Genomic DNA, 25,009 nt, shown 5'->3' on the forward strand with positions numbered 1-25,009 from the left:
CAACTGATGTGCATCGGCGTAAAAAAATCCTATCCGCATTCTCAGGGGCAACCCTTGCGATATACCCATTTCAGGCGGAAACGAGAAAGGAGTCTCACTCATGGCGCTGGATCTTCCCGCCCCCAAGGTGCCCGACCTGCAGCAGCCCGGGAACTACCTCGATCTTGATCAGTTGGGCGGTGCCGACCTGACCACCTGGATCGACTATCCAGGTATCAAGAACGGCGATCGGTTCATGCCCAACTGGCGAGGTTGCGGTGCCCAGGGCGCAGTGGAGGACTATGTCGGCGATGTTATCGAGGTCGTCGGGTTGCAGCCCGAAGGCATGCCCCTGTTGATCAATAATCCGTTGCTGATGAGGCTTGATAAGGGGTGGGTGTTTTACTCGTACATTGTCGAAGGTCGCCCTGATGAATCCCTGCGCCTGTTCTTCTATGTCGGTAAGCCACCGTCAACGGCCGCCGGGCTGGGGGTGCTGCAATGCAAGGAGTCTCACGATCTGAAGCTTGATCCTGACCTGCTGTGGCAAATCAGTGAAGTGTTGTTCGTGGCGCCGCCGTATCAGGCGATGCGCGTGGGCGACAGGGTGACCCTCACACTGGATCTTTATTTCGATGAAAGCACTTTCTGGTACTCGTTGGTCCGGTCCCGGGAATTGACGGTGAAAGAGGTGGGCCAGCCTCTGCAGTGGCCGATAGGGTCCAACGAACTTGAGCCAATCAGAGATGGCTTCGCTCTGATGAGCTACCGCATCGAGTATGCCGATTCCACATTGACAACGGTTTCGGCCACTCAGTCGCTGGCTTTCGTCGCACCGTCAACGGCGTTATTGCCCGCCTTGACCATCAAGGATTTCAACGGTGGCTCACTGGATCCGGAAGCCTTTCCTGACGGCGTCACCCTGCTGGTCGATCCTTTCGGCATGCAGATCGATGACGATGTCGTGGTTTATGTCTCCAGCGGCAATCGGCTGGTGCAGACCCTGCGGGCCGACCTCTCCAATCTCGACAGTGGCGTACTGCAGTTCTCGCTGGCTCAGGCCTGGCTTTCTGCCAATAACGGCAAGGAAATCGAGCTGGTGTATCAGTACGCGCGACCGGGCAACGCAGCCAGCTCGTTACCGCGCAAGGTCATTCTGAGTCGACCGCTCGATCTACCTGCGCCCGTTATCGAAGACGCCATCATTGACGGCTCCGGTGAAGGGACCGTCACGGGCTATATCTTTGCCTCGCAGCTGCAGAGCGGGGTGACGATTCGCATACCGAAAGAAGCGTTTATCGGCGACGATTACACGGTACAGATGCATTGGGAGGGGTACACAAGCACGGGCAGCTTTATCGCTGATCCTTCGCCAGGCGATCCGCGCCTGTTCGTCATCCCGCCCACAGCGGTCCCGGCCAATATGGGCAAGTGGGTCGCCGTGTACTACAAGGTCGTCTCAGCGTCGCAATCAGGCACTTCGCAAGTATTCAATCTGGAAGTCAGAGCCCTGGGCTCCGTCTGGCCGTACATCCAGATCATGCGACCACGCGTTACCGATGCCCTGCTTGACCTCGCCAGGGTCCCGCCAGAAGGTGCAGGTCTGGACCTGGAATCCTGGGCCTACATGGCTCCCAGGCAACGGGTACGCATCAAGGCCACTGGCTTGCTGCCGTCGGGCCTGGAGCAAACGGTCGGGCTACGTACCGGCGCTGCAGAACCGGTCAGCGAGGCGGAACACCAGGCCAGGCAGCTGTCGGTAATCATCCCGAGGGGGTTTCTGGAAAGTCTGCAAAGAAACAGACCGACCAACACCGTGACGGTTGAAGTCAGCTTTGATGAAGGGGCGAATTACACACAGTTTCCGTCTATCGATTTCACGGTGCTGGACGATGTTTTTTCACGGGCCGGCGGGCTGGCGCAGGACGCAACGGTCACCGGCATGACCCCACACTTACACGGACGTAATCCTATGGCTACTAACACGCTGAACAACCTGACCGAGTGGATGAAAGACCCCGCCAATAATGTGATGTGGGGCTGGGATTCCATCGCGGCAATGGCCCGAGGCAAGGTGAATAACCTGTTGCTTCAGGAGTACATCGCGCGTTTTTCGTCGAACGCCTATCTGCAGCCTGTGAGCGGAGAGGTGGCACTGAGCGACGGGTTTAAAGAAAATATTCACAATTTCATTCTGGATGCGCCCAGGCTGGCGTTCACGAACGATAACCTCGGTCAGTCGCATGCGACATTGACCTGTTCGGTTCTGGGCGGAACCCAATTGACGATGAAGAATAACGTCGACAATTGGGAAGCCTACAGAATTATCCATATCGATGCGCTGCAAGGTCCGAAACTGACACTGGATCTCGCGCTGGAAAGGGTCCCGGGTGATGTCCAGAGCGATGGCCGGGTGCGGCTCGACCTCAAGGACAGTGATAATTTCATTCTGACCTTCGCGGTTGACAGGGCTGACCGGGCACTTGGCGGGGATTTCTTCAAAGCCCTGTTCAGTGCGTTGCCGGACGAGCAGCGCGTATGGACGCTGGGCGTGATCAAGCGTGGCAGCAATAATCTGATGCACCCCCAGTCGTTCAAACTGCGCACCCAGACCAATCCTGCCGCGCCTCTCGACCCGCAGGCCGCCAACTACGGCGACGGGGCCGTGCTGGTGTTCATTCGCCTGGCGGGCAGTCAGGAAGGCGGCGACATCCCGGTAGAGTACCAATACCTGATACCGGATGATGCCGGGAAAGATTATTCGGCCACGGTGTTGTTCAGTGCGGAGCGTACGTTCAAGGCGGCACTGTTCATTGGCGAAGTGACCAAGACCATTGCTTCGATTATTGAAAACGGGGTGTTCAACAGTGTTCATGACGGCTCCGGCCGCTTGATCAAGGCGACGGCCACGTCGGGCAGGCTGACGACCTCCGAAGCGAGCAGCCAGGACGTCAAGGTTGACATCAATGGCGTGGCGGTCTTCGCAAATGTCTACAAAGCCGGGACCTGGCTTGATGTGTCAGGGAGCACGCCTTTGTCTGTGGAGCTCATTGGCGATGGCACGGTGGCACTGACCTGGAAGTCCAAAGCCACCCCCAGCGTTGTGCTTACGTTGCCAGGCCATGGGACGCTACTGGTCATGAGCAAGGTCGTCACGGTCGATGTACGGTGCATTTATACCTTTGCCGAAGAAAACAACGACCTCGTTCTGATCCCCGGTCTCACGATAAACACCACCATCGATGACCTGACTTCCGTGGAGATCCCTCCACCCGCTAACAGCTTTTCATTACTGTTGTTAATAACGTCGGTAAAAAGCAATTTCGAGAAGCTGAACAAGGATCCGTTCGAGTCCGACATCAAAGCCGTACTGGCACGCAAACTCGCTACCCGTGTGCCGATCAGCGCGTTCATCCGGGACAGTATCGATCTCAATTTCAACGAAGCCATTGTGCCTGACGTACTTCGTGCGCCCAGAGACATCGCCGCCTTCGGCCGCATCAACAGTTCCGGGGCAGACTTTGTCGTCAGCCCGGCGGAGCACCTGATGGTCGTCGACAGTTCCACCACCTTCTCCATTCAACCGCCGGGTGCGAATGTGACGTGGGATGTCGAACTTCTGCAAGGTGATGCGCAGAACTTCGGTGCCGTCAACGGCACCGGCCGGTATTACGCGCCGGAATCCTCTTTGACCGAGCTTGCGTTCACGCGTGTTCGGGTAATAGCCACTGACGTGAAATCGAACGCTCGAAGTTCGGCCCTGGTCACGATCGTCACCAACCCGATCACCCTCAATCCATTGATTCAGGTATGTGACGCCGGGCAGACCGTGGAACTGCAGGCAGGTTCGCTCGGCACCGAAGAAATGGACTGGTCGCTCAAGGATCCGGTGGCTGGCGAAAGCGGTGTTCTGGAGCCCAGCGCACTGGCCGATGGTGATCATCGTTACGTCGCGGCGCCAAAGGTGACCGGTAAAACCTATGTCCTGGATCAGATCGTCGTGACCAGCCAGCAGGCGAGTGTTTCGTCGTGGGTACTGGTAAAGCACCAAGTCCCACTGTTAACCGTAAAAGTCGTAAAAACCGTGGAGGTTTCTGAAGTTCTGGACGTTGAGAAAGTCGGGGACCACGTGGACGTTGTGAGCATTCGTGCCGATCAGGTTCAACTGCAAGCGTTTGCCAATGGCCTTACGCCGCCCGGCGTCAAATGGAGAGTGGGCGCCGGGCGCGGGCGCATCGATGACGGCCTGTACACCCCCGACGTAGCGTCAACTGACCGGTTTGTGCTGATTTTTGCCGAGGCCCCGAATGCAATCCTTGGCGTCATAGAAGGGCATATCGTCTTGCCACTACCACTGGACCGGTTTGCTACGGATCTGGAATTGATGAAAGGCAAAAAAGCACAGGCGTTCTAAGCGGACGTGCGCGACGTCTTATCTATATCAACATCACAGGAGGTGATGTCATGGCTGGTTATTCAGCGGAAAGTCTGCTGGCATGGATGAAAAATACCACGCGTCTCAGAGGCTGGGACGCGATCATTGCTCTGGATGGCGACAAGGTCAACGAGCTGCTTGAACATATTTACCAGCAGGGTGTGGCGCAGGGGCTGTCGCGTCCGGTGCCGGACGGAAGTATCACGATTCCCGATACGCATGATGCTCATTTTTTCTCGGGTTGTGTGCTCGGGGCGCCGACCTTGTCGTTCAAGGACAGTGTTCTGGGACATTCCCTGCTGGCCTGGCGCCTGCCAGTTATCGCCGGCATGCATACCGTGGTAGAGAGCGCTCAGGGACAGCACAATGTTCACAGAATCGCTGCCTACGATCCGCTGAACGCGCCGGACCTGGATTTCGATCTGGAACTGAATAGTCAAAGCGCGGATCTGGTGGTAGAGCTTGGCCTGGCTAAAAACCTTTCGCTGGATTTTCCGGGCGGTTCTACTGAACGCAGCAAGATCGGCGAGTTTTTTCAAGGTTGGTTGAGCAACCCTGAAAATCAAGAGCAGAGGTTAAGGCTGGGTATTTTCAATGAGCAGAGCAACGAATTGCTCAACGTGCGCAGAATTGATGTGCGGTCACAGCTTGAAAGCCCCGATGCTGTATCGGTCCATAAAAAAGGCGCCTTGTTGCTGTTCACGACCCTGGAGTACGGGGTGACGGGCGGGATTCCGGATGGCGATTCTGACTTTCGTTACCTGATTCCCAACGATGCTCAGCATTCGTACTCGGCGACCGCCGTGTTTTCCTCCCACGCGCTGCACCGCGCTGCCTTTGGTGGTGCGGTGATACAAATGCTGCAAGCGCCCGACTTCAGCTTCATCGTTCCGGAGGATAAACCGCTGCAGCGAATGGTCGCTCAGGCCGGTACTTTTGCAGTACCGGCCGGAGACTACCGGAGCGCAGAATTTGTCTTCGAATCCGAACCTTTCAGTGTCCAGGCCTTCAACGCCCAGCATCCCCTGACCATTGATTTCGAGTACGCCCAGACTACGCAGACCTGGGAATTCCCCTGCACGCTGGGTTTTCGCTACAGGGCGCTGGACAGCGATCAATGGCAATCGCACAACGCCACCTTCAACATCAGCCTCAAGCACGAGTTTCATCTGATTGAAAGTGAGTCAGATGATCAGGCAGTGGAAGGGCATCTTTATGCACCTTACCTCTTCGACCATGAAGTCAGCGCCGCTCCAGGAACGCTGGACAACCTGAGTGCCAGAGAACTTGAGCAGATCAACGGCTTCGTGGCCTATACCGTCAAACACGCCTTGCTTCAAGGGTTGAGCAAAACCCTGGATGCCACCGGCGCCGAGCGCTTTCTGGCCGGCTGGTCATTGCCTGACGAGCAAGTGCTGCAACCCGTACTCAAACGTCTGCCTTATGACCTCGCGTTGTTCGGTCGTATCGATCCCGCTGCGTCCACGTTCAGTATCGTCGAGCAACAGGCACTGATCAGTACAGGCGAAACGCTGCAATTGACCACCCGGCCTGCGCGCCCGGGCATCGTCTGGTCGCTGGCAAATCCATTGGATGGCGGTACTGACGGTCTGGGGGAAATTGATGCGCAGGGTCGGTATGTGGCTCCCGCAGCACTGCCCGTGAGGCAGGGTTTTCAGCGTGTACTGATCAAGGCGATGGACCCCGTGTCGGGGCATGGCAGTACCGCAGTGTTGACGGTGCTCACCAGCAGCGTCAGCGTCAGCCCGTTGATTCAGGTGTGTAATTACGGTCAACGGATAGCGCTTTCAGCACGCAGTTCGCGCGCAGGCAACCTGAAATGGACGGTGGTCGATCCGGTGCCCGGACAAAGCGGGACGCTTGAGGATGGCGTCGATGCGCCGCATGAAAAATTTTACGTCGCCGGTGCAGGGGGGGCAGGGAATACCTATGTCCTTGACACAATAACGGTCAGCGATGACCAGCACACCGAATCAATCCAGGTACTGGTTCTTCGCCACTCACCGATGCTGCCCATCACGCTTGCCAGCGTCAATGACCAGCGTGCCGAGCTGACAGTCGTCGTCAATGGCCACAAGCTTCCAGTCACCTGGCGTCTGAGCGGGCCGGGCTCCATAGACGCCGCGGGTGTGTACAGCAGCGATTCCAACGCACCCGAACGCTTCGTTGTCGTGTTCGCAGAAATTATGGACGAGTACCTTGGCACGATGGCCGGACACCTGATTCTGCCGCTGCCATTGAGTGGCTCCTCCGGTGTATTGCAGGCACTGACCGGCCCCGCGCTGGGCACGGCGGGTAATACAATGCCCCGTTCACTGAGCGCTATTGTGCAGCAAGCCGGTGCAGGTACCTTGACCCAGGGCTGGGGAGCCGTCGCGGCGGTCAGTCGCAGCGATCTCAACCGGCATATCGAGCAGCAATACATCGAGCGCTATCGGGAGCTGGCCTTCTTGCCGTTGTTCACCGGTGAAATTGTGGTGGATGAGCGACAAGGCGACACTGTTCGTCTGAAGCAGGTCGTACTGGGTGTGCCGGTTCTGTCGTTTGTGGCTGACTCGGCGGGCTCCAGCAGTGTTCTTGTCACGATGAACATCGTGTCGGGCCGTTACAGCGGCTTGCATCAGCCGCAGGGCAGCGCAACCACCGTGTCCGGCAGCTTCATCATCAGCGAGCCCATGGGCTTCAGGCTGGCGATGACGGTCGATCTCTTCGTGGGAGAGGAGGGGCATGTGCTGCTCGATCTGGCTGACGGGGCTGGCGTTGCCTGTAATCTGGGCGGCGTCGATGATGCGATCAATCAGGCACTGGCAGATTTCTTTGCCCGGGAGTTCAAGCAGATTGCGCTTCATTGCCGGGTTTTCTCAGTCCTGCAGGCACAGCTCAATCGTTATCATGTTCAGACGCCAACCCGCTTGCGGCTCCTTACCCGCGCCGCGCCGCGTTCAAGCGACGCGCGCATGGACAACGCGGGTGATGGCGCGCTTATGCTGTTCATGCAAGCGCAGGATAGCGAAGCTGAAGGCTTGTTTCCGTCGGCAGATAATTTCGTTTATCCGATACCTGATGATCGCGGGGCAGACAGTCAGCCAGCATACGGCACGGTGTTGATGCTCTCGCAAGAGACTCAGTCGATGATCGAGCGTGAACGCTTGCAGGTGCTGGACAGCCTGAAGTTCAGCGGTGGACGAGTATTTGAACCGCTTGAGCGACACTGCCCGCACGACCTGTTGTTGTTTGGCAGCCTTCGTTCAACACAGGCCAGCATTACACCGCTGTTCTCGACTGTAACGGCCGGGCAGACCCAGCGCTTTGTCCTGCACAACCCGCAAGGCGAAGAAATACCGGCCACCAGCTGGAGTGCATTAAGCATTCAAAGCCACGTGGCTGCCGGAAGCGGCAGCATCTCTTCCAGCGGCGTTTACACGGCGGCGGGCCTTGAGGCTATCGGCCATGACGCGCTGCGCGTCGTGATCACTGCCGTCTATCAAGAGTCAGGCGCTGTCGTCAAGGTCTCGGCGCTGGTGAGTGTGGTATCGCGGAGCCTGGAGTTGGCGCCACGTGTAACGGTGGTGCCAGGGGGGACTGCGCTGCAACCGGTCTCGCTGGCGGCTTCGACGCATGACGGCAGCCCGGTGAGCTGGGCGCTGCTGGGGGCGGAGCTTGGCAGGTTGAGTGAGGTCGGCAAGGGCGCGCTCTTCAGTCCGGATGCCAGGTCCGGTAAAAGAGCGCTGGCCGTGCAACAGATAGAGGCGTCGGGCAATGACCTTGGCATCGCTACGGTGCTTGTCGCCAACGGGCAGCAAATGCTGCACATCGAGCCGGCTTTTGTACCCAGAGCACGACCAAAGGTAGCGGTGCAGTTACAGGATGACCGCTCACTGCTGCCCGGGCTTGAGCGACGCTGGAAGGTGGTGGGTGGGGCCGGCACTGTTGATCGGCAGGGGCTTTTCATGCCGCCCGACCAGGCGCTTGTCGCCAGTAGCGTGGTGAGCTGTGAAGTGGTGAACAACGGGGTGGTTCTGGCGTGTGGCTATAGCGTCATCGAATTGTCCGAAGTCATCGATGAAGGTACTTGGACCGAACTGTCGATGTTTACCATCACGGTCCCCGGCTCGCCATCGACTGAAAATAATACGGGTATTCTGTACCCCAATGGCTATCAGCAACTCAGGCTGCAGATCAAGACCCAGGTGATGCCGGTCGACGGTGTCGATTACGAGCTGAGCCCCGCCGAAAGGCTCACCATGCGCCTGGTAGACGATGGCACCCAGCAAGAAATCGAGACAGTAGCCCTCCATCTCGATGGCATGTCTGAAGATGATGAGCAGACGTGGCGCGTGCGTAGTCAACATAACCGCTTCGAGTTGTCCGGGGCCGGCGTTTTCGCTGCTGAGCCGGGCCTGGATGCGTCACGGCCAGTCGTGCAGGACTTCTATCTGCACAGTCGACAGGAATCGGGTTCAGTCAGCGTCTTCTACGCGAGATTTCAGGATGCCAACGACAATTGGTGGAACTCTGTGCGGTATGAAGAAGTGAACAGCACGGTCGAAATCACCCCGCGACGCTTGCCCTCGTTCGATAACCAGAATTACAACTTCATTCCGCAGCGTGCCGAGGGGTTAGGCGGAAATCCTCCGGCCGAGCCGCCTGCGGAAGGGGCTCAGGATGACCCTTTCGACTTCAATCTCAACACCATCGATTACTGGAAGCTGAGTGTCGTCAACCCCGATACCCAGCAATGGGTAGGTTTCGAGAGGCTGAAGTTTATGCCCTCCAAGCCTGGCAGTGACGTGATCAATACCTCGATCATTCTCTGGGAGAGCGAACAGGTAGAAGAAAAAATGTTCAGTTGGACGGGTTTTATCTTCGACGACCCGGAAGTTATCGGCGATGTGAGCAAGGTGCACTTTGACGAAGCGCTGAAAGACGTGATGGGGGCCGATCACTCGTTGGACATCGACGTCAATATGGATCTATTCGAGACCGGCAAACTGATCATCAGCCTGCACCGCCTCCGGGGTCTTAAATTCATCCCGAAAGGTCATCCTGCACGCGACAAGTTGACGGGAACATTAGCCGTCCTGTTGATCGATAAGCAGGGCAATGCCCATAAACGGCGAATCAGTTTTCTGGCCGAGGGCCCCGGCAGGCGCAACCGTCTCATGCATACCTTCTATTCGGCAACTCGGTCCGAATGAGGCATTGATGCAACAAACTGACAGGGAGTCATTATCATGAATGCGCTAAGTAAAACCTTTGCCTGCATGGCGCTTGCAGGTTTGACAGGCTGTACGTTCGCCCCGTTCCAAAGGGCGGAGGCTGCGCCCCCGGCACAGGCGATCCGACTCATCATGCTCGCACAAAATGACGATGGCGGAGGCAAGAACTGCACCTTTACCGCCCAGGACGACGTGGTTTATCTCAACAGGGGCGATCATGCGTGCACGAACGATCAGATGAGTTATTTCAAGCTGGATAACGTGCGCTCCGCAGTAAAAATCCGCCTGGAGTCCAGAGATTGTGATGAAGAGGGAGGCTGGGTATTTGAACTCGAGACCTACATTGACCCCATTACAACACCCTGGATCTCCATCGACCAGCTCAGAGGCAAACCGGTCGACACCATCATCAGTCGCGGCATTATTGTGACCCAGGCATATAGCGGTGATGAAAACATAAAAGGCAAGTTGTCCTGCGTCCGTGTCGATGTATCGGATTAGTCCTCGGTAACACTGGACCTGTCAAGCCTGCTTGACCGTCACCCGCAGGGGTGACGGTTATCCCACTCTATAAAGTTCGAGGTTCATGGATCATGACAGCATCGACTTCCGTACACTCCAACGCGTTCAACTTCCTGAGTTATGTACAGAGCGGCGTTGACCCCCGTACCGGGCAATACACGGTGGCGATCACCCTGCCCGATGTCAAGACCAACGGATTGCGTGGCCCGGGCATGCCACTGGCACTTAACTACAACCCTCTCAACCGCCAGGACAGCGGCTTTGGTCTGGGCTGGAACCTGCAGTTGTCGCAGTACGATCCGGGTAACCAGATCGTGTCGCTGAGCAGCGGCGAGACATTCAAGGTCGATGGCACCAGCGACGACCAGATGCTGATGTCGGAAAAGAAAATCGACAGTTTTCACTTGTACAAGGAGGACGAGACCCATTTCAGGGTGATGCACAAGTCCGGTCTGGTGGAGCTGCTCGAACTGCGTGGCAGCGGGGCCAACAGGGTCGCACTGCCGGTGCGCGTATTCGCCCCGGAAGGTCACAGTGTCACGCTGGATTACGCCTCTTTCGGCGGGTATCAGATGCTCAGCGAAGTAACGGATGACTCGGGTCAGCTTCTGCTCGGCATCAGCCGCGAAGACACGGCGGTGACGCTGCGCATGACCACTGGCGAAGGCCCGGATGCGACATTCAAGATGGTGCTGGGCGGATCGGATCACCGTGTCAACCGTATCGAGCTGCCGACCGACAATGCTGCCTCGTGGCGTTTTGTATACAGCCTGATCCGTGAGCATCTATGCATGACGTCGGTAGAAACACCCGTTGGCGGTCGGGAAGAGATCTTTTATACCGACGGCGGCCATCAGTTTCCTGCGAGGGCGGCACGTCCCCCTCTGCCCAGAGTCACGCGCCATCGCACGACGCCGGGCTTGGGGCAGGCGCAAATGGACGTTTTTTACAGTTACCAGGACAGCGCCGGGCGCGAGCGCAACTTCCTGGGCGCGGGGCTGGATATCGCCTGGGAAGACAATGGTCTGGACAATCTGTATCGCTATCTCGGGGCGGAGCTGTACGAATATTCGTCGACCGAGACATTGCGTGTCCAGGTCGCGGGCAAGCCTGATGCCGAGCGCAGTATCGAACGGACCTTCAACCAGTTTCACCTGCTCACTCGGGAAACCACGCGCAAGAACCTTACCGTCATGCAGGTGGACACTCGGTACTACATCGTGCCGGGACAACCCTTTTTTACTCAGCCTGCCTACTGTCAATTACCCAAGGAGGTCCAGACCACCTGGCGGCTGTCGTCAGACGGCAGTGTGCCGCGCAGTGAAATGGTCAGCAGCACCTATGACCAACACGGCAATCTGCTCACTCAGACCCAGGCCAACGGTATGGTCGAGGTCAGTGAGTGGTATCCGGCCGCCGGCGAGGATGGCTGCCCGCCAGACCCTGAAGGCTTCGTCCGCTGGATGAAAAGCAGCAAGATCATCCCGGCGGCGTCCGACTACGGTAACGCCCCGGTCCTGATCACCCGCTATCGCTACACGGCGTTGCCTGCTGTGGATGGCGGTCAGCTACAGCAATGGCTTGCACCGCAAAGCGAGACGTTACTGATGCAGGCCCCTGAAGATGAGTACGAGCAGCGCCTCACGACCTATGAATATTTCGATGAGCCGAACAACGCACTTCTGCACGGTCGGCTCAAACTGCAACGGGTGATCATGGGCGAGAATGCAACCAGCACAGAGTATGCCTACAGCACCCCTGACAGCGAGATTTATGGCAAGACTGTGCTGCAAACCGTACAGACCGTGACCGGCTTCGATGGCGCGAAGAAGGTCATTACCCTGGAGGATTCTCTGCTCAACGGCGAACCCTTGCTCAATCGCGACGACAACAACGTGGAAATCCGTTATGTCTACGACAGCCTGCGGCGTGTACTGAGTGAAACGGTGGCGCCCAATGATGATATCTACCAGGCGACCAGAAGTTATGAGTATCAGCTCTGTGCCAAGGCCACCGATCAGGCCACGCAGACGCTCATCGACGTCAAGGGGGTCAAAACCTGCAGTCACTTTGATGGCCTCAACCGAGTCATCCATGAGGAGCGGGATGACGCAGATAAACCTGCGCGCGTCGATAAACCTCGACAGACCTACGCTGCCGTTTACGACGCATGGGGGCTCATGGTCAACGAGACCGAGTTTGACTGGCTTGGTCAGCAGGATCTGGCGCTGAAGAGCGTCTACGAATATGACGATTGGGGCGAACAGCGCTGCGTCACCGGCCCGGATAATATCAAGACGTTCGAAGAGACCGACCCCATTGGTACGGCGCAATCGCAAGGCCCTGTTCAGCGTAGCTGGATCGAAGGCACCGATGGCAAAGGGAAAAGCGAGTTCACCGAGACCTGGATGAACCTGTTCGAACAGCCGACCCGTAGCGAGCGACAGGATAAGGCCGGCACCTCGGTCAGTCTGAGCCAGTACCATTACGATGGCCTTGGCCGCCGTGTCGAGGAAATTGTCGGGGTGGTAAACGGCGGGCGGCGCACGACCTATGTCTACGACGTCTTTGATCGGGTGATCGAGTCCACATTGCCAAGCCAGGCCATCGTGCGTCGCAGCTATGCAAGCCACAGCAGCGAAGACTTGCCCATCAGTATCGGCATCGAGCACAACGGCAAAAGCATTGTGTTGGGAGAGCAGTCGTTCGACGGGCTGGATCGTCTGGTCAGTTCTGTCACCGGTGGGCGTAAACGTACGCTTGTTTACGACGTCGGTCTGCTGCAACCCAGAACGGTAACCCTGCCCAGCAAGCGGAAAATCGATTACGAATACAAGCCCCAGGTAGGCGACGAGCCGTGGCGCCGGGTGCAGTCCGAAGCTGAGCCCGAACCTGACACCACCCGCGAAGTTGATCCGCTGAAACAATCCGGGCCTGGTGCAGCGCCTGCCCGGACCGCGGAGCCGGGTGTGGCTGCCGATTACACGTACGATAAGCAGAATGCTCGTCTGATTCATTCCGAGGAGCAGGGTGAGATACTGGATCGCGAGTATTACAGTACCGGCTCGCTGAAAAGCGAGAAGCGCACCTCAGCAGGCAAAACCTACGACATGTTCTACAGCTACAGCCGACAGGGCCTGCTGCTGTCTTACACCGATGTACTGGGACAGGAACAGGTCAATCGCTATGACACCTGCGGTCGTCTCGAGGAAACCCGGCTGGGTGAGGTTTATTCAACGTTTGCCTATGACGTTGTGTTTGGTCGTCTCGCGAAAATCACCACCACCGACCAAACCGACAGCAGCCGCGAAAGAACCGTCGCGATCAGCCTTGAATATGATGATCTGGGGCGAGAAGTAAAGCGTACGTTTGACCTCGATGGTGTCGAGCAGCAGATGGTTCAGGTCTATGACGATGTGGATGACATGGTCCAGCGCACCCTTAGCGAAGGCACGGAAATACTCCGTGACGAACACTACAACTACGATACGTCCGGTCGCCTGACTCAATACCAGTGCACAGGGACTCAACGGCCGGTGGACCCTTATGGCAGGACCCTCCTCGGGCAGAACTTCATTTTCGATGGCGCTAACAACCTGACGTTCGTCACCACCCGCTTCGATGGCGGCAGCAACAATGCCAGGTATTTTTACGAGGGTGACGATCCCGTGCAGTTGAGCCGGGTAACGAACACCAACCACGCGTACTACCCGCCTGAAATCAACCTCCGCTATGACCCGGACGGCAATCTGGACATCGACGAGGCCGGGCGCACGCTCAAATACGATCCCCTCGGCCGCCTGATCGAAGTAGGCACGTCCTCAGCCGGCATTCATTACCAGTATGACCCCCAGGACCAACTGACCGGGGAGACCCGTGGCGGCGACAGGGACCTGCGCTTCTATCGCGACGGAGAGCTGGCCAATCAACTCGGCAGCCAGGGGCAGAGCACCTTCATGCGTGGCGACGACTATCTGCTGGCCGAGCAGCAGGGTGACCGGACGCTGCTGCTTGCCACCAGCGCCAGCGATAGCGTGCTGGGCGAGGTGGCTGCCGACGGGGTCAACCGGAGGTGGTATACGGCCTACGGCCACGCCAGCGGTGAAGATCCACCGCACGGCAGACTGGGGTTCAACGGCGAACTGAGCGAGGCGGATACCGGCTGGCAAATGCTGGGCAATGGCTATCGGGCCTACAGCCCGGTGTTGATGCGCTTCAACAGTCCTGATAGCTGGAGTCCGTTTGGTGAGGGCGGGGTGAATGGGTATGCGTATGTCGAGGGGAATCCGGTGGGTAGGCGGGATCCGTCGGGGCACGTCGGGTTATTTACCCCATTAAAGCTGTTGTACCGAGCCTTAAAGAAGACTCCTACTCTGACCACAAAATCCCCAGGCGTCGAAAAAATTCCTGCGCTACTTACCACTCGTGGGAGTAAAGAGGTAACAAAGTTATCGAAAATCAAGCCAACAGACTGGGATAGTTTGAAGGAAGTGGTTGATAGTTATCCCGAGCGCATTGCAGATGCCCGTGGGAACTTCATGCCGAAGTATGCGGATTCTCTTGCGCGCAAACAAGTTAAGGCTCAGGAATCATTAGACTACGTGGTTAGGAATTTCGAAGAGCCTGGAATTACTGCTCATGCGCGCCATACGATTGCAAAAGAATTATCACTTGCCAGAAAAGAGCTTAAAAAGATTTCCGCCGTAAAAGAAATAAGGAGTCCGTCTTCAGCACCTGCTCGATCAAAAGGGGACTGGCTTAATGGCCCCCCAAACAGAGATCGATTTGCATTTAATCCAGACTACTAAAATGTAAGTGTTAATCCGTAATCCAGGTGCACAACGCAGGGGGAGTATCTCCTGTGGGGTGCACCGCTTTTAAATACGTCACTCCACCAAAATAACCCCCTGCCTGATCGCCATCACCAATGCCGCCTTCAACGACGTCACCCCGAACTTGCGGCGGATATTGCTGGTATGGAAGTGCACGGTCGCTTCCGAGCACCCTTGTATCCGTGATATTTCCCAGGCGGATTTGCCGAGCGCCACCCATTCCAGGACTTGTCGTTCCTTGGCAGTCAGCTGGACAGTGGCGGGTGTGGTCTGGGAGGGCGGCGTGGTGCCGGGCGGTTTTCCATTGTCGCGAAGCATGGTGAAGTCCTTTCCCTGAAGATCGCCGCACCACGATACCCCTGCATCCCCTAACGCGAACCTGACATAAATGACAGCGCCGCAGGACCGTGAAGGCCTTGCGCCGTCAAGGCTGTAGCGCTTTTTTACAGCTTCTTTACGCCCCGGCCAGCCTGTCGATCTCGCGCCTTTACACCCTGCCTGCGGACAATCACCCCACGCGGCCTGCGCCGTACCGGTGTTGCCTGATGGGGGAAATTTCAATGAGCGTTATGGATGGTATCTCTCTGTTGATGGGAGTCGGGCTGTTCATCTATCTGCTGGTGGCGCTGTTGCGCGCCGACCAGAGTCAGGAGTGATCATGCACAGTTACGATTATCTGTTGATCCTGGCCTTTCTGGTCCTGCTGCTGGCCCCCGCGCCGTGGCTGGGGCGTTTCTATTACCGGGTCATGGAAGGCGAGCGTACCTGGCTGAGCCCGTTGCTGGGGCCGGTCGAGCGCGCCTGCTACCGGATCTCCGGCGTCGACCCGAAAACCGAGCAATCCTGGCAGCAATACGCCTGGGCCTTGCTGGCGTTCAACCTGGCGGGCTTTGTCGTGCTGTTCGCCATCCTCATGCTGCAAGGCGTGCTGCCGCTCAACCCGCAGCAACTGCCGGGCATGGAATGGTCGCTGGCCTTCAACACCACCATGAGCTTTGTCGCCAACACCAACTGGCAGGCCTACAGCGGCGAAGCGTCGCTCAGCTACCTGAGCCAGATGGTCGGCCTGACCGTGCAGAACTTCGTCAGCGCCGCGACCGGCCTGGCAGTGCTGGTCGCGCTGTGTCGCGGCATCAGTCGTCGCTCATCGCAGAGCCTGGGTAACTTCTGGGCCGACATGACCCGCGCCACGCTCTACGGCCTGTTGCCGATCAGTATCGTGCTGGCGGTGTTTCTGGTCTGGCAGGGCGTGCCACAGAACTTCGGCCACTACATCGACGCGCTGACCCTGCAGGGTGCTGATCAAAGCCTGCCGATGGGCCCTGCGGCCAGTCAGATCTCCATCAAGCAACTGGGCACCAATGGTGGCGGCTTCTTCGGCGTCAACTCGGCGCATCCGTTCGAGAACCCCACGGCCTGGAGCAACCTGTTCGAACTGGTGTCGATCCTGCTGATCCCGGCTGCACTGGTGTTCACCTTCGGCCATTACGTCAAGGACATGCGCCAGAGCCGCGCGATCCTGGGCTGCATGCTGGCATTGCTGCTGATCGGCGGTGCGGTCTCGCTGTGGGCCGAGTACCAGCCTAACCCGGCGCTGAACATCGCCGGTGTCGAGCAGACCGCACCGCTGGAAGGCAAGGAAACCCGCTTTGGCACCACCGGCACGGTGCTCTGGTCAGTCGCTACCACTGCGGCGTCCAACGGCTCGGTCAACGGCATGCATGACAGCCTCAACCCGCTGACCGGCATGGTCGCGCTGGTCAACATGATGGTCGGCGAAGTGATCTTCGGCGGCGTCGGTGTCGGCCTCAACGGCATGCTGCTCAACGTGCTTATCGCTGTGTTCCTCGCGGGTCTGATGATTGGCCGCACCCCGGAATACCTGGGCAAGAAGCTGCAGGCGCAGGAAGTCCGGCTGCTGGTCGCGACCTTGCTGGTGATGCCGGTCGGCGTGCTGGTGCTGGGCGCGATTGCCGCGAGCCTGCCCGGCCCGGCCGGTGCCGTCAGCAACCCCGGCCCGCATGGCTTCAGTCAGTTGCTGTACGCCTACACCTCGGCCACGGCCAACAACGGTTCGGCGTTCGGCGGTTTCAGTGCCAACACCGTGTTCCACAACCTGATGCTCAGCCTGGCGATTTTCATCGGCCGCTTCGGCTACATCCTGCCGGTGCTGGCCCTGGCCGGTAGCCTGGCCATGAAGAAGGCCGCGCCGCAGGGCCAGAACAGCTTCCCGACCCATGGCCTGCTGTTCGTCACCCTGCTGACCGTCACGATTCTGCTGGTGGGTGGCTTGACCTTCCTGCCGACCCTGGCACTGGGGCCGATTGCCGAACACCTGAGCCTGGGTTTCTGAGGAACCGATCATGAACTTACCTATTAATCCTGCAAAAAATGCTGCTGCGAAATCTACTGAATCGCAGGCCACCGAGTCGGCAAAAACCGGCATCGCCGCCCTGTGGCGTCCGGCGCTGGTGCAGGCGTTCATCAAGCTCGACCCGCGTCAGCTCAAGCGTTCGCCGGTCATGCTGGTGGTTGAACTGACCGCCATTCTGACCACCGTGTTGTGTGTGATCCCCAACCCGCAGGTGCCGACTTCGGTTTGCGTGCAGATCGCCCTGTGGCTGTGGTTCACCGTGCTGTTCGCCAACTTCGCCGAAGCGCTGGCCGAAGGCCGCGGCAAGGCCCGCGCCGACAGCCTCAAGGCGGGCAGCGAAGGGCTCAAGGCACGTATCAGGGACGACAACGGCAACCTGCGCATCATCAATGCCAGCGAGTTGCGCAAGGGTGATGTGGTGCGCGTCGAAATCGGCGAAATGATTCCCGGTGATGGCGAAGTCATCGAAGGCATCGCGGCGGTCAACGAGGCCGCGATTACCGGCGAATCCGCACCAGTGATCCGCGAATCCGGTGGTGACCGCTCGGCCGTGACCGGCAACACCCGGCTGGTCTCCGACTGGCTGCTGATCCGCATCAGCGCCAACCCCGGCGAGTCGACACTGGACCGCATGATCGCGCTGGTCGAAGGCGCCAAGCGGCAAAAGACCCCCAATGAGGTCGCGCTGGATATTCTGCTGATCGGCCTGACCCTGATCTTTCTGCTGGTGGTCATCACCTTGCAGCCGTTCGCCCACTTTGCCGGTGGCAGCCTGCCGCTGGTGTTTCTGGTGGCGTTGCTGGTCACGCTGATCCCGACCACCATTGGTGGTCTGCTGTCGGCCATCGGCATTGCCGGCATGGACCGCCTGGTGCGCCTCAATGTGATTGCCAAGTCCGGTCGCGCCGTGGAAGCCGCGGGCGATGTGCATGTGCTGCTGCTGGACAAGACCGGCACCATCACCTTCGGCAACCGTCGCTGCGCCGCGGTCTACGCTGCACCGGGCGTGACCGCCAAGGAACTGGGCGAGGGTGCTTTGCTGGCCTCGCTGGCCGACGACACGGCAGAAGGCAAATCCATCGTCGAGTTTCTGCGCAACCTGCACCCGATGAACGAGCCGACCCTGAGCTCGGTGACTGCCGTGCCGTTCAGCGCTGATACGCGTCTGTCCGGCGTTGATTATCAGGGCCACGTGTACCGCAAGGGTGCAGTGGATTCGCTGTTGGCCTTCATCGACATGCAGCGCAGCGAGCTGCCGCCTGTACTGGCCCGTGAAGTCGACAAGATTGCCAAGACCGGCGGTACGCCGCTGCTGGTCTGCGCCAACGGTCGGTTGCTGGGCGCGATCCATCTCAAGGACGTGGTCAAGCCGGGTATTCGCGAACGTTTCGAAGAGCTGCGCAAACTGGGTATCCGCACCGTGATGGTCACCGGCGATAACCCGTTGACTGCCGCAGCGATTGCCGCCGAGGCCGGTGTCGACGACGTTCTGGCTGAAGCCACACCGGAGAAAAAACTGGAGCGGATTCGCCAGGAGCAGGGCGAAGGGCGGCTGGTGGCGATGTGCGGCGACGGTGCCAACGATGCGCCCGCACTGGCCCAGGCCGATGTCGGCATGGCGATGAACGACGGCACTCAGGCGGCACGCGAAGCGGCGAACATGGTTGACCTCGACAGCGACCCGACCAAGTTGCTGGACGTGGTGCAGATCGGCAAGGAGTTGCTGGTTACCCGCGGTGCGCTGACCACCTTTTCGATTGCCAACGACGTGGCCAAGTACTTCGCGGTACTGCCTGCGCTGTTTGCCTCGATCTACCCGCAACTGGGTGTGCTCAACGTCATGAAGCTGACCAGCCCGCAGAGCGCGATTGTCTCGGCCATCGTCTTCAACGCGCTGATCATCGTCGTGCTGATCCCGCTGGCCCTGCGCGGCGTGCGTGTACAGGCGGCCAGCGCGGCTCACTTGTTGCGTCGCAACCTGCTGATCTATGGCCTGGGCGGCATCGTTGTGCCGTTTATCGGCATCAAGCTGATCGACATGCTGCTGGTCGCACTCGGCCTTGTTTGAAGCCTGTGCTGCATGCCGGTCGGCGTGCAGCCTCACCTGATTGAGGATGTGCAGATGTCCAATGTATTGCGTCCGGCCTTGAGCCTGATCGTGTTGATGAGCCTGATTACCGGTGTGGCGTATCCGCTGGTGGTCACCGGAGTGGCACAAGTGGCGTTTCCGGCCCAGGCCAATGGCAGCCTGGTGTATGACGCGTCGGGCAAGGTGCGCGGCTCGGCGCTGATCGCCCAGTCATTCACCGGCGATGAGTGGTTTCAGTCGCGTCCTTCGGCTGGCGCATTCGCGACCGTGGCCAGTGGCGCAAGCAACTTCGCACCGAGCAACCCGGCACTGGCGACACGCGTGAAAGAGGATGCCGCGAAACTGGCCAACGCCTCGCAGGAACCGATACCAATGGCCTTGCTGACCACCTCCGGCAGCGGCCTTGACCCGCACCTCTCGCCTGAAGCGGTGGCCTGGCAGGCCGGGCGTGTTGCAGCGGCGCGCCAGTTGCCGCTGGACAAAGTGCAGGCGCTGATCGACGCCAATACCCAGCGCCCGCTGATCGGCCCACCCGTGGTTAACGTATTGGCCTTGAATATGAGCCTGAATCAGTTACCGTCTGCACCGCGCAACGCGCAGCTGTAACAAAGTGCGCCATGTACGCAGCAGATTCACTAAGCTGTAGCTGATCAGAAAGAGGGTGGTAACCAACGTGAGTGATTCCGGTCGAGCTGACGCACTGCTGGCCCAGTTGCCCCGCGAGGGGCGCGGAAGGCTGAAGGTTTTTCTCGGGGCTGCGCCAGGCGTTGGCAAGACCTATGCCATGCTCCAGGCGGCTCACGCGCAGCTGCGCCAAGGCGTTAAGGTGCTGGCGGGCGTGGTCGAAACCCACGGCCGCGCAGAAACCGAAGCGCTGCTCAACGGTCTGCCGCAACAGCCCTTGCTGCGCACTGATTATCGCGGCATGACCCTCGAAGAAATGGACCTCGACGCGCTGCTCAAGGCTGCGCCGAGCCTGGTGCTGGTCGACGAACTGGCGCACACCAACGCGCCCGGCAGTCGCCACACCAAGCGCTGGCAGGACATTCAGGAACTGCTCGCCGCCGGTATCGACGTCTACACCACGGTCAACGTCCAGCATCTTGAAAGCCTTAATGACCATGTCCGCGGCATCACCGGCGTGCAGGTGCGTGAAACCCTGCCGGACTGGGTGCTGCAGGAAGCCTTTGAACTGGTGCTGATCGACCTGCCGCCCCGCGAGCTGCTGGAGCGCCTGCGCGACGGCAAGGTCTACGTGCCGGAGCAGGCGCGCGCGGCCATCGATGCCTTTTTTACCCAGACCAACCTCACCGCGTTGCGCGAAATGGCCATGCAGACAGCGGCGGCGCAGGTCGATAACGATCTGGCGCAGGGCTACCGGCAATTGGGCCAGTCGGCCCCGGCGGTTCGCGGGCGGATGCTGGTGGGCATCGATGGCGATATCCATGCCGAGCGCCTGGTGCGTCATGCCAGTCGGGTTGCCCAGCGTCGCCATCTGCCATGGAGCGCCGTGCATGTGGACGATGGGCAAACCCTCGACGAGCAGTCACGCGCGCGCCTGCAAAGCGCTCAGCAACTGGCCGAGCGGCTGGGCGGCGAGGCGGTTTCATTGCGTGCCGGGGAGGTTGCCAGAACGCTGGTTCAGCATGCCATCGAACGACGTGCCAGCGTGGTGCTGGTCGGCCAGTCGCGTCGGCATTGGCGTCGCCGCGTGTTTGGTGGCGGCGTCGCGGCGCGCTTGTTGCGTGAAGGGCATGGGCTGGAAATCTCGGTGCTCGACGACAGCGAGGAACTGCCCGATCAGCCGCCGCGTGCGCGCCCGGCCCGCGAAGTCGTGTGGTTCGATTACGGTCTGGCGTTCGTCGCCACGTTGATCGCCAGTCTGGTCGCCTGGGGCGTTGCAGGCGTGCTGGCGCTGCCGAACATTTCCCTGATCTTTCTCGCTGCGGTATTGCTGGTCGCCGTGCGCAGCAGCATGGGCCCGGCGCTGGCCTGTGCCGGGTTATCGTTCCTGGCCTATGATTTTCTGTTCATTCCGCCGAGCTTTTCCCTGAACATCCAGCGCGAAGAAGACGTGCTGACGCTGTTGTTCTTCCTGCTGATGTCGGCCCTGACCGGCAAGCTCGCAGCACGCCAGCGCAGGCAGTTGCAGGCATTGCGCGATACCCAGGAACAGACCAGCGAACTGCTCGACCTGTCGCGCAAGATGACCGCCGCCACCGACCGCAAGGCGGTATTCAGCGCCGCCGAGCAGCATTTTTCCGGCTGGAAGGAACTGCACTTGTGCCTGGTCGGCCGCGACGGAGAGGGCGGCAGGGTGGTCGAAACCGGTGGGCCGCTGACCTTCTCGGAAGCCGAGCGTGCTGCCGCCGACTGGGCCTGGAAGCACGATCAACCTGCGGGCAGTGGCACTGGCACCTTGCCGTCCGGACGCTGGTGGTGGTGGCCGATCACCGCAGAAGAAGGGCCGCTGGCTCTACTTGGGGTCTGCGCGCGGGAAGGCCAGTCGTTCACCGCGCAGCATCGACGTCTGCTGGCGGCACTGACCCAGCCACTGGCGCAGGCGCTGGCCCGTGCGCAACTGGCGCAAGAGCTTGAGGCGGCGCGCCTGCACGGTGAAACCGAGCAACTGCGCAGTGCCTTGCTGGCCTCGGTGTCCCACGACCTGCGTACCCCGCTGACCTCGATGCGCGGCAGCATCGACAGCCTGCTGGCCCTGGGTGAAGCCATTCCACTGGAGGATCGCCGCGAGCTGCTGGAAGGCACCCGCGATGAAGCCGAGCGCCTGGACCGCTATATCCAGAACCTGCTGGACATGACGCGTCTGGGGCACGGTGCGCTGAAGCTGGCCCGCGACTGGGTGTCGCCCGCCGATATCGTCGGTAGCGCGCTCAACCGGCTGCGTGCCGTACTGGCGCCATTGCAGGTCAGCACCCAGGTGACTGGCGAGCTGCCGCTGCTGTACGTGCACGCAGCGCTGATCGAGCAGGCGCTGGTCAATGTGCTTGAGAACGCTGCGCGCTTTTCACCCGTCGATGGACGCCTGCAGGTGGCGGCCGGTGTGGTCGACAGTGAACTGTTTTTCTCGGTCAGTGACGAAGGCCCCGGCATTCCCGAAGACGAACGAGCGAAGATTTTCGACATGTTCTACACCGCCGCCCGCGGCGATCGTGGCGGGCAGGGCACCGGGCTGGGGCTGGCGATCTGTCAGGGCATGATCGGCGCGCATGGCGGACGGCTTTCGGTCGAGGAGGGTATTGATGGGCTGGGTACGCGCATCACGCTGTTTCTGCCGCTGCAGGCGCAGCCGGATGTGGAACTGGAGGAGTCCGCTTGAGCCAGGCGACCACCATTCTGGTCATCGACGACGAGCCGCAGATTCGCAAGTTTCTGCGCATCAGTCTGGTCTCGCAGGGCTACAAGGTGCTGGAAGCCGCCACTGGCGCCGAGGGTCTGACTCAGGCTGCCTTGAACAAACCGGATTTGCTGGTGCTTGACCTTGGGCTGCCGGACATGGACGGTCAGCAGGTGTTGAGCGAGTTTCGCGAGTGGTCGGCGGTGCCGGTGCTGGTGCTTTCGGTGCGCGCCAGTGAGGCACAGAAAGTCCAGGCACTGGACGCCGGCGCCAACGATTACGTGACCAAGCCGTTTGGCATTCAGGAGTTTCTGGCCCGCATCAGGGCGCTGCTCAGGCAGGCGTCGGGCAGCGAAAAGCCCGAATCTGCGCTTGAGTTCGGGCCGCTCACCGTCGACCTGGCCTATCGGCGCGTGCTGCTCGACGGTCTCGAAGTGGCGCTGACCCGCAAGGAATACGCGGTGCTGGCGCAGTTGGCGCGGCATCCCGGGCGGGTCATTACCCAGCAGCAATTGCTCAAGGATATCTGGGGGCCTACGCACACCGAAGACAGTCACTATCTGCGTATCGTGGTGGGGCATTTGCGGCAGAAGCTGGCGGACGATCCGACCGCTCCGCGGTTCATCCTCACCGAGCCTGGAATAGGGTATCGTCTGCTCGCTGATCACTAGATGAAAAAAGCGAGCAGAGCCCCGTGCTGCGGCACTTTTACTGCCGCGCACCGTCAAAGCCGCACACTCCCTGTTCTCTCTTGAGGTAACACCCGCATGAAAGCCCTTATCTGTCTGCCATTGCTTGTTTTGGTTCTTGCAGGTTGTGCTGGCAAGACCGGATATCGCGACAGCTGCGCCACTCAGCTCGACGCGGCCTGGCATGAGCTGGATCTGGCCAAGGCTGAAGGCTTCGCCGGAACGGTCAGTTACTCGAAGGCCTTGTCGCTGTTGACGGGTGCCAAGACTCAGCAGCAGTTCGAGGCGTTTGAAGGCTGCACCGAGAAGTCCGAAAAGGCCCGCTTCTATATCCGTGAGTCCCGCGCTGGCCGTTGATACCTGACGATACACAGGTCTGCTCTTGATTCTGGCCGAAGGCCGTGGCAGCGAGCTTGCTCGCGAAGAGACCAGTAAAGCCCCTGAAAATGGGGCGTCTGGACAATGACTATCGTGCTAATGCGTTGGCATGCAGTTCGTGACGCTCTGCGTCACACGGCGGTTCTACGACATCAGCTGGATTGACGTTCGGCTCAGTTCACCTTTTCGCCCCTCGGCGACCTACTTTGATGGGGCCAAAGTAGGCAAACCCCTTGGCTCTGTTTCCGGCCCGACTTCGTCGGGTTCCTTCGCCCTGATACTGATCCGGGGCTCAGCCGTCACTTACGTCGCACTCTGCGTCGTCAGTACCATCGTGTTCGAAAAGCACTTTAGAGTAGTCGGGCTAGAGGGACGGCCCGGAGCCTGATGACTATCGTTCCTCACGCTCCGCGTGGGAATGCAGTTCGTGACGCTCTGCGTCACACAGCTGTTCTGTGATGCCAGGTAGATTGAGGTTCGACTCAGGTCACCTTTTCGCCCCTCGGCGAGTCACTTTGAAGGGGCCAAAGTGACCAAAGCCCCTGGCTCCGTTTCCGGCCCGACTTCGTCGGGTTCCTTCGCCCTGACACTGATCCAGGGGTCGCCGCAACGGACCATCCATGGTCCGGTGCGGCTAGCCTGGCGTCCTGCCAGGCTACCCCCGGATCAGCGCCAGGCCTCAGCCGTCACTTACGTCGCACTCTGCGTCGTCAGTGCCATCGCGGTTGAAAAGCGCTTCAGAGCAATTTGGCTAAAGGCACGGCCCGGAAACTGATGACTATCGTTCCTCACGCTCCAGCGTGGGAATGCAGTTCGTGACGCTCTGCGTCACACGGCGGTTCTGCGATATCAGTGATGTTTGTTTCTGGCTCAAGTCACCTTTTCGCCCCTCGGCGACCTACTTTGATGGGGCCAAAGTAGGCAAACCCCCTCGCTCCTGTTTCCGGCCCGACTTCGTCGGGTTCCTTCGCCCTGTCACTGATCCGGGGGTCGCCGCAACGGACCATCCATGGTCCGGTGCGGCTAGCCTGGCGTCCTGCCAGGCTACCCCCGGATCAGCGCCAGGCCTCAGCCGTCACTTACGTCGCACTCTGCGTCGTCAGTACCATCGTGGTT

General features: G+C 59.6%; 12 protein-coding genes. 11 read left to right on the top strand and 1 reads right to left on the bottom strand.

The genetic code is table 11. The features are described 5' to 3' along the window. The first annotated feature begins 100 nt into the window (after positions 1-100). The 4 genes from KUIN1_RS10675 (at position 101) to KUIN1_RS10690 (ending at position 14,984) form a co-directional block, all read left to right on the top strand. Positions 101-4,393: a hypothetical protein gene (locus tag KUIN1_RS10675; protein ID WP_116892735.1), complete on the top strand. Its 4,293-nt coding sequence runs from the start codon at positions 101-103 to the stop codon at positions 4,391-4,393. Between the two features lie 50 nt (positions 4,394-4,443). Beyond that, positions 4,444-9,633: an imidazole glycerol phosphate synthase gene (locus tag KUIN1_RS10680; RefSeq protein ID WP_103714957.1), complete on the top strand. Its 5,190-nt coding sequence runs from the start codon at positions 4,444-4,446 to the stop codon at positions 9,631-9,633. A 36-nt stretch (positions 9,634-9,669) separates the two neighbouring features. After that, entirely contained in the window at positions 9,670-10,155 is a 486-nt protein-coding gene (locus KUIN1_RS10685) for a hypothetical protein (protein ID WP_103378252.1), read from the top strand. 92 nt (positions 10,156-10,247) lie between these two features. Then, positions 10,248-14,984: an RHS repeat domain-containing protein gene (locus tag KUIN1_RS10690; RefSeq protein WP_116886713.1), complete on the top strand. Its 4,737-nt coding sequence runs from the start codon at positions 10,248-10,250 to the stop codon at positions 14,982-14,984. A gap of 78 nt (positions 14,985-15,062) precedes the next feature. Here the strand turns inward: KUIN1_RS10690 and KUIN1_RS10695 are convergent, their stop codons facing one another. Then, positions 15,063-15,326 carry a LuxR family transcriptional regulator gene (locus KUIN1_RS10695; protein ID WP_003406091.1) on the bottom strand — a complete coding sequence of 88 codons (264 nt, stop codon included), beginning with the start codon at positions 15,324-15,326 and terminating at the stop codon, positions 15,063-15,065. 242 nt (positions 15,327-15,568) lie between these two features. Here KUIN1_RS10695 and kdpF point away from each other — a divergent pair, with 242 nt between their 5' ends. The 7 genes from kdpF to KUIN1_RS10730 all read left to right on the top strand — a co-directional run bounded on the left by kdpF (position 15,569) and on the right by KUIN1_RS10730 (position 23,872). Continuing rightward, positions 15,569-15,664: a K(+)-transporting ATPase subunit F gene (gene kdpF, locus KUIN1_RS10700; RefSeq protein WP_003406089.1), complete on the top strand. Its 96-nt coding sequence runs from the start codon at positions 15,569-15,571 to the stop codon at positions 15,662-15,664. A gap of 2 nt (positions 15,665-15,666) precedes the next feature. Then, positions 15,667-17,361 carry a potassium-transporting ATPase subunit KdpA gene (kdpA, locus tag KUIN1_RS10705; protein ID WP_024660645.1) on the top strand — a complete coding sequence of 565 codons (1,695 nt, stop codon included), beginning with the start codon at positions 15,667-15,669 and terminating at the stop codon, positions 17,359-17,361. Positions 17,362-17,371: 10 nt separating this feature from the next. Next, on the top strand, positions 17,372-19,450 hold the full coding sequence (gene kdpB, locus KUIN1_RS10710) for a potassium-transporting ATPase subunit KdpB (protein ID WP_103712891.1): 2,079 nt from the start codon (positions 17,372-17,374) through the stop codon (positions 19,448-19,450). 54 nt (positions 19,451-19,504) lie between these two features. After that, entirely contained in the window at positions 19,505-20,077 is a 573-nt protein-coding gene (gene kdpC / locus KUIN1_RS10715) for a potassium-transporting ATPase subunit KdpC (protein ID WP_024640717.1), read from the top strand. A 67-nt stretch (positions 20,078-20,144) separates the two neighbouring features. Beyond that, positions 20,145-22,808, top strand: a complete 2,664-nt coding sequence (locus KUIN1_RS10720; RefSeq protein ID WP_060409608.1) for a sensor histidine kinase — start codon at positions 20,145-20,147, stop codon at positions 22,806-22,808. After that, a complete protein-coding gene (locus KUIN1_RS10725) occupies positions 22,805-23,497 on the top strand; it encodes a response regulator (RefSeq protein WP_003316606.1) in 693 nt (230 codons plus the stop codon). Before KUIN1_RS10720 ends, KUIN1_RS10725 begins: the two co-directional genes overlap by 4 nt. A 96-nt stretch (positions 23,498-23,593) precedes the next feature. Continuing rightward, on the top strand, positions 23,594-23,872 hold the full coding sequence (locus tag KUIN1_RS10730) for a lipoprotein (protein ID WP_003316607.1): 279 nt from the start codon (positions 23,594-23,596) through the stop codon (positions 23,870-23,872). Positions 23,873-25,009: the final 1,137 nt, after the last annotated feature.

The organism is Pseudomonas sp. KUIN-1 (assembly GCF_009176725.1).
Lineage (GTDB): Bacteria > Pseudomonadota > Gammaproteobacteria > Pseudomonadales > Pseudomonadaceae > Aquipseudomonas > Aquipseudomonas fragariae.